Annotated in this window: 5 protein-coding genes and 1 pseudogene; all 6 read left to right on the top strand. The window is 71.9% G+C overall.

Translation table 11 applies throughout. From position 1 onward, the window contains the following. On the top strand, window positions 1-1,090 hold a 1,090-nt coding region (locus GTW43_RS09080; protein WP_161301110.1), incomplete at its 5' end, for a dihydroxyacetone kinase. A gap of 83 nt (window positions 1,091-1,173) precedes the next feature. Then, the gene (gene recG / locus GTW43_RS09075; RefSeq protein ID WP_161301109.1) at window positions 1,174-3,384 is read left to right on the top strand and encodes an ATP-dependent DNA helicase RecG; all 2,211 of its coding nucleotides are present in this window, start codon (window positions 1,174-1,176) and stop codon (window positions 3,382-3,384) included. 49 nt (window positions 3,385-3,433) lie between these two features. Continuing rightward, entirely contained in the window at window positions 3,434-4,030 is a 597-nt protein-coding gene (rsmD, locus tag GTW43_RS09070) for a 16S rRNA (guanine(966)-N(2))-methyltransferase RsmD (RefSeq protein WP_161301108.1), read from the top strand. 26 nt (window positions 4,031-4,056) lie between these two features. Next, complete coding sequence (coaD, locus tag GTW43_RS09065) at window positions 4,057-4,536, top strand: pantetheine-phosphate adenylyltransferase (RefSeq protein WP_343245943.1); 480 nt, start codon at window positions 4,057-4,059, stop codon at window positions 4,534-4,536. A gap of 91 nt (window positions 4,537-4,627) precedes the next feature. Next, window positions 4,628-5,734 (top strand): ATP synthase F0 subunit B, encoded by a 1,107-nt coding sequence (locus GTW43_RS09060; RefSeq protein ID WP_343245944.1) that lies wholly within the window; start codon window positions 4,628-4,630, stop codon window positions 5,732-5,734. Between the two features lie 108 nt (window positions 5,735-5,842). Then, window positions 5,843-6,014, top strand: a pseudogene (locus tag GTW43_RS09055) (DUF177 domain-containing protein); the annotation flags it as partial.

Here is a 6,014-nt window from a genome sequence, read left to right as displayed (position 1 = left end):
CGGTGTCGTCGATGCGGGCGGGCGCGGACTCGTCGTCGTACTCGGCGCGCTCAGCCAGGCCGTCTCGGGCGAAGCGGCACCGCGGCACGGCGGCGCACCCGTACCCGCGCACCCGGTCGCCGGGCAGGACGAGCCCCTCGACTGCCCGGCCGAGCACGACACCGCGGGCCCCGCCTTCGAGGTCATCTACCTCCTGGAGGCGGACGACCAGGCCGTGGCCCGGCTGCGCACCCGGCTCGACGCCCTCGGCGACTCCCTGGTCGTCGTCGGCGGCGACGGCCTGTGGAACGTGCACGTCCACGTCGACGACGCGGGAGCGGCCGTCGAGGCCGGTGTCGAGGCCGGCCGGCCCCACCGCATCCGCATCACCCACTTCGGCCTCGGTGACGCCCACGCGGGACGCGGCTCGGCGCCCCTGCGGGAGCGCATCCAGCGGGCCGTCGTGGCGGTCGTCCCCGGCGACGGCCTCGCCGGGCTCTACGCCGAGGCCGGTGCGACCACCGTCCCGGACCGTCCCGGAGAGCCACCGGCAAGCGGCGAACTCGTCGAGGCGATCCGTCGCGCCCACGCGCGCGAGGTGGTGCTCCTGCCCAACGACGCGGAGCTGCGCCACACCGCCGCCGCGGCGGCCGAGCAGGCCCGCACGGAGGGCGTACGCGTCGCCCTGATCCCGACGCGGTCCGCGGTCCAGGGCATCGCCGCGCTCGCCGTGCACGAGCCGGACCGGCGCTTCGACGAGGACGTCGTCGCGATGACCTCGGCGGCCGGCGCGACCCGCTACGGCGAACTGGCCGTCGCGGAGCGGCAGTCGTGGACCATGGCCGGCATCTGCCAGGCCGGGGACGTCCTCGGCCTGATCGAGGGGGACGTGGCCGTCATCGGCAGCGAGGTCCCGGCGACCGCGCGCACCGTCCTCGACCGGATGCTCGCGGCGGGCGGCGAACTCGTCACGCTGGTCCTGGGTGAGGAGGTACCGGACGCCGTCGCGGAGAGCCTCGAACAACACGTCCGCGAGACCTACCTGGCCGTCGACACCGTCGTCTACCGGGGCGGCCGGCAGTCCGCGCTCCTCCTCATCGGCGTCGAGTAGCGGGCTCCCACGGCCCCCTGACGGCACGGAGCGGGAGGCTGCCCGCCCGGGACACTCGGTGATTGTCGGTGGTGTGGTGTGCAATGGATCTCGTGCCCGCGCTCGAAGAACCGCTCAAGAAAGCGCTCGGTCCCGCCACCGCGAAGGTGATGGCCGAGCACCTAGGCCTGCACACCGTCGGTGACCTGCTGCACCACTATCCGCGCAGATACGCCGAGCGCGGCGAGCTCACCCGCCTCGCCGACCTGCCGCTCGACGAGCACGTCACCGTCGTCGCCCAGGTCGCGACCGCCCGCGTCCTGAAGTTCAACGGCGGCAGCGGCCAGCGCCTCGAGGTCACCATCACCGACGGCAGCGGCCAGCTCCAGCTGGTCTTCTTCGGCCGCGGCATCCACAAGCCGCACAAGGACCTGCTGCCCGGCACGCGCGCGATGTTCGCCGGCAAGGTCGGCGTCTTCAACCGCAAGATGCAGCTGGCGCACCCCGCGTACCAGCTGCTGCGCGCCGACTCCTCGGACGAGGCCGCCGAGACCGTCGGATCCTGGGCCGGTGCACTCCTGCCGATCTACCCGGCCACCGCCAAGCTGGAGTCGTGGAAGATCGCCAAGGCGGTGGACCTCGTGCTGCCCAGCGCCCAGGAGGCGCTCGACCCGCTGCCGGAGCCGCTGCGCGAGGGGCGCGGCCTGGTGCCGCTCACCGAGGCGCTCCTGAAGATCCACCGCCCGCACACGAAGGCCGACATCGCCGACGCGCGGGCGCGCCTCAAATGGGACGAGGCGTTCGTGCTCCAGGTCGCCCTCGCCCGGCGCCGCTTCGCGGACACCCAGCTGACCGCCGTCGCGCGCGAGCCGAAGAGCGACGGACTGCTCACCGCGTTCGACGCGAAGCTCCCCTTCACGCTCACCGAAGGCCAGCAGAAGGTCTCCCGCGAGATCTTCGCCGACCTGGCCACCGAGCACCCCATGCACCGGCTCCTCCAGGGCGAGGTGGGCTCCGGCAAGACGATGGTGGCCCTGCGCGCGATGCTCGCCGTCGTCGACGCGGGCGGCCAGGCGGCCATGCTCGCGCCCACGGAGGTCCTCGCCCAGCAGCACCACCGGTCCGTCACCGAGATGATGGGCGAGCTCGCCGAGGGCGGCATGCTCGGCGGCGCCGAGCACTCCACCAAGGTGGTGCTTCTGACCGGTTCCATGGGCGCCGCGGCACGCCGCAAGGCACTGCTCGACCTGACCACCGGCGAGGCCGGGATCGTCATCGGCACCCACGCGCTGATCGAGGACAAGGTCCAGTTCCACGACCTCGGCCTGGTCGTCGTCGACGAGCAGCACCGCTTCGGCGTGGAGCAGCGTGACGCCCTGCGCTCCAAGGGCAAGCAGCCGCCGCACCTTCTCGTCATGACGGCGACGCCGATCCCGCGCACGGTCGCGATGACCGTCTTCGGCGACCTGGAGACCTCGGTGCTCGACCAGCTGCCGGCCGGCCGCTCGCCGATCGCCAGCCATGTCGTGCCCGCCGCGGACAAGCCGCACTTCCTCGCGCGCGCGTGGGAGCGCGTCCGCGAGGAGGTGGGGAACGGCCACCAGGCCTACGTGGTCTGCCCCCGCATCGGCGACGACGAGGACGAGAAGCCCGGGAAGGGGAAGGCCGCCAGGAAGTCCGCCGAGGACGAGGCGGAGAAGCGGCCGCCGCTCGCCGTCCTGGAGATCGCCGACCAGCTCGCGCGCGGAGCCCTCCAGGGGCTGCGGGTCGAGGTGCTGCACGGCCGGATGCAGCCCGACGACAAGGACGCGGTGATGCGCCGCTTCGCCGCCGGGGAGACCGACGTCCTGGTCGCCACGACGGTGATCGAGGTGGGGGTGAACGTGCCGAACGCCACCGCGATGGTGATCATGGACGCCGACCGCTTCGGCGTCTCCCAGCTCCACCAGCTGCGCGGCCGTGTCGGCCGGGGCTCCGCGCCGGGGCTGTGCCTGCTGGTCACGGAGATGCCCGAGGCCTCACCGGCGCGCGCCCGGCTGGGAGCCGTGGCCTCGACGCTCGACGGCTTCGAGCTGTCCCGGATCGACCTGGAGCAGCGCCGCGAGGGCGACGTCCTCGGACAGGCCCAGTCCGGGGTCCGCTCGTCCCTGCGGATGCTCGCCGTGATCGAGGACGAGGAGATCATCGCCGAGGCGCGCGAGGAGGCCACGAAGGTGGTCGTCGCCGACCCGGAGCTGGACGCCCTGCCCGGGCTGCGCACCGCACTCGACGCCCTCCTGGACGAGGAGCGGGAGCAGTACCTCGACAAGGGCTGAGACACTGGGGCCGACCCCGATATCCGATCCCCGAAGGACCGAGGACGAGATGACCCGCGTGATCGCCGGGCGCGCCGGCGGACGCCGCCTGGCCGTGCCGCCGGGCAACGGCACCCGCCCCACCTCCGACCGCGCGCGTGAAGGCCTCTTCTCCACCTGGCAGGCCCTGCTCGGCACGCTCGACGGCACGCGCGTCGCCGACCTGTACGCGGGGTCGGGGGCCGTCGGCCTGGAGGCGCTGTCCCGGGGCGCGGCGCACGCACTGCTGGTCGAGGCCGACGCCCGCGCGGCCCGCACCGTCCGGGAGAACGTGAAGGCGATCGGCCTGCCGGGCGCCGAGACCCGTACCGGCAAAGCGGAGCAGATCGTTGCGGGCCCCGCCCCGGGGACCCCCTACGACCTGGTCTTTCTCGACCCGCCGTACGCGGTCTCGGACGACGATCTTCGGGAGATCCTGCTCACACTCCGCACTCAGGGCTGGCTCACGGACGATGCGCTCGTCACCGTTGAACGCAGTACGAGAGGCGGGGACTTCCGCTGGCCGGACGGCTTCGAGGGGCTGAGGTCCCGTCGTTACGGCGAGGGAACGTTTTGGTACGGTCGCGCCGCCTTGAACACCACCCTCACGTGCGACGACGCACGATGACCGGACCGGAGAGCGAGGGACTTCCCGTGCGCCGCGCAGTCTGTCCCGGGTCGTTCGACCCCATCACCAACGGCCACCTCGACATCATCGCCCGAGCCTCCAAGCTCTACGACGTCGTGCACGTCGCGGTGATGATCAACCAGTCGAAGCAGGGCCTGTTCGCCGTGGAGGAGCGGATCGAGCTGATCCGCGAGGTCACGGCCGAGTTCGGCAACGTGGAGGTCGAGTCCTTCCACGGCCTCCTCGTCGACTTCTGCAAGCAGCGCGACATCCCCGCCATCGTCAAGGGGCTGCGCGCCGTCAGCGACTTCGACTACGAGCTCCAGATGGCCCAGATGAACAACGGCCTCTCGGGCGTGGAGACGCTCTTCGTGCCCACCAACCCCACCTACAGCTTCCTGTCCTCCTCGCTCGTCAAGGAGGTCGCGGCCTGGGGCGGTGACGTGTCCCACCTGGTCCCGCCGCTGGTGCACCGGGCGCTGACGGAGCGCCTTCCCAAGAAGTGACACGCACCGAGCAGTTGGGCATACAGTCGTCCCGTCCGTCTCCAACACCCCTCACATCCGTGTGAGCAGACGAGAGAGTGGCGAGCACCAGGTGGACGTCCAGAAGAAGCTCGACGAGATCGTCGCCGCGGTCGGCAGCGCCCGGTCCATGCCCATGTCGGCCTCGTGCGTGGTCAACCGCGCCGACCTGCTCTCGATGCTCGAAGAGGTGCGCCAGGCGCTGCCCGGGTCCCTCGCCCAGGCCCAGGAGCTCATCGGCGGGCGCGAGCAGATGGTGGAGCAGGCCCGCGCCGAGGCCGACCGCATCATCGAGACGGCGCACGCCGAGCGCGGCACCCTGATCGCCGACACGGAGATCGCCCGCCGTTCCCAGGACGAGGCCGACCGGATCCTGGCCGAGGCCCGCCAGGAGGCCGAGGAGGTCCGCGCCGAGGCCGACGACTATGTCGACTCGAAACTCGCCAACTTCGAGGTCGTCCTCAACAAGACCCTCGGTTCGGTCGGCCGGGGCCGCGAGAAGCTGCTCGGCACCGGCCCCGGCACGGACGAGCAGGGCTACGAGGACGAGGACGCCCCGGAGCGCAGTCACGACCCCGAGACGCTGCGGCGCGACGCCGACGCGTACGTGGACGTCAAGCTCGGCGCCTTCGAGGCGGTGCTCGCCAAGACCCTGGACGCGGTCGGCAAGGGCCGGCAGAAGCTGCACGGCCGTATCGCCCAGGACGACCTCGGGGGGCTCACGCTCGACGGCGAGGGGGGCGCGCAGGCGCACACCAGCGACGCCGACTACCTCGCGGGCCTCGCCGAGATCGGCGGGCAGGACGCGATGGCGGAGCCGGTGGCGCAGCCGGGCGCCCCGCAGGTCCAGGAGCCGCAGATCCCGGCCCAGCAGCCGGTCGCCGCGTACGCACAGCAGCAGGATCCGTACGCCTACCAGCAGCAGGGCTACGGTCAGCAGGACATGTACGCCGGGTACCAGCAGCAGGCGGACCCGTACGGGTACCAGCAGCAGGATCCGTACGCGGTGCAGCAGGAGCAGTACGCGTACGGCTACCAGCAGCAGCCCGGCCAGCAGGCGCAGCCGCCCCTGCAGCAGGACCAGGGCGGCGTGCTCGACGAGACCAGCCTCTTCGACACCAGCATGATCAATATGGATCAGGTGCGGGAGTACGAGCGGCAGTACGAGCAGGGCCGCTGACCGGAACCCTTCGGGGGCCGGGGGACCGGATTGGGCCGAGAGCGAATGGTCCAGTATCCTGGCTCTTCGGTCGCGCGTACTCGTGCGGTCACAGCTGCCCGGAACGCCATCGGGCAGGAGCTCCGAAGAACGAAAGCGGGACCAGCCCTGAACACCCACCTCGACCACCGCAATCCTCTCGTGTTCGACACGCACGAGCTGGGTCGGCGTCCTGGTGCCATGCAGCGGCTGACCCGCACGATCGACGCTCCCAAGGACCTCGGTCTCCAGGGAGTCATCA

The sequence above is a fragment of the Streptomyces sp. SID5785 genome, assembly GCF_009870065.1.
Taxonomy (GTDB): Bacteria; Actinomycetota; Actinomycetes; order Streptomycetales; family Streptomycetaceae; genus Streptomyces.
The sequence above is the reverse complement of the archived record's forward strand: the minus strand, read 5'-3'. Positions and strand labels throughout refer to the sequence as shown.

Excerpts from the sequence above, each read along its gene's own strand:
- recG (WP_161301109.1), top strand. The coding sequence starts at position 1,174 with ATGGATCTCGTGCCCGCGCTCGAAGAACCGCTCAAGAAAGCGCTCGGT.
- rsmD (WP_161301108.1), top strand. The coding sequence starts at position 3,434 with ATGACCCGCGTGATCGCCGGGCGCGCCGGCGGACGCCGCCTGGCCGTG.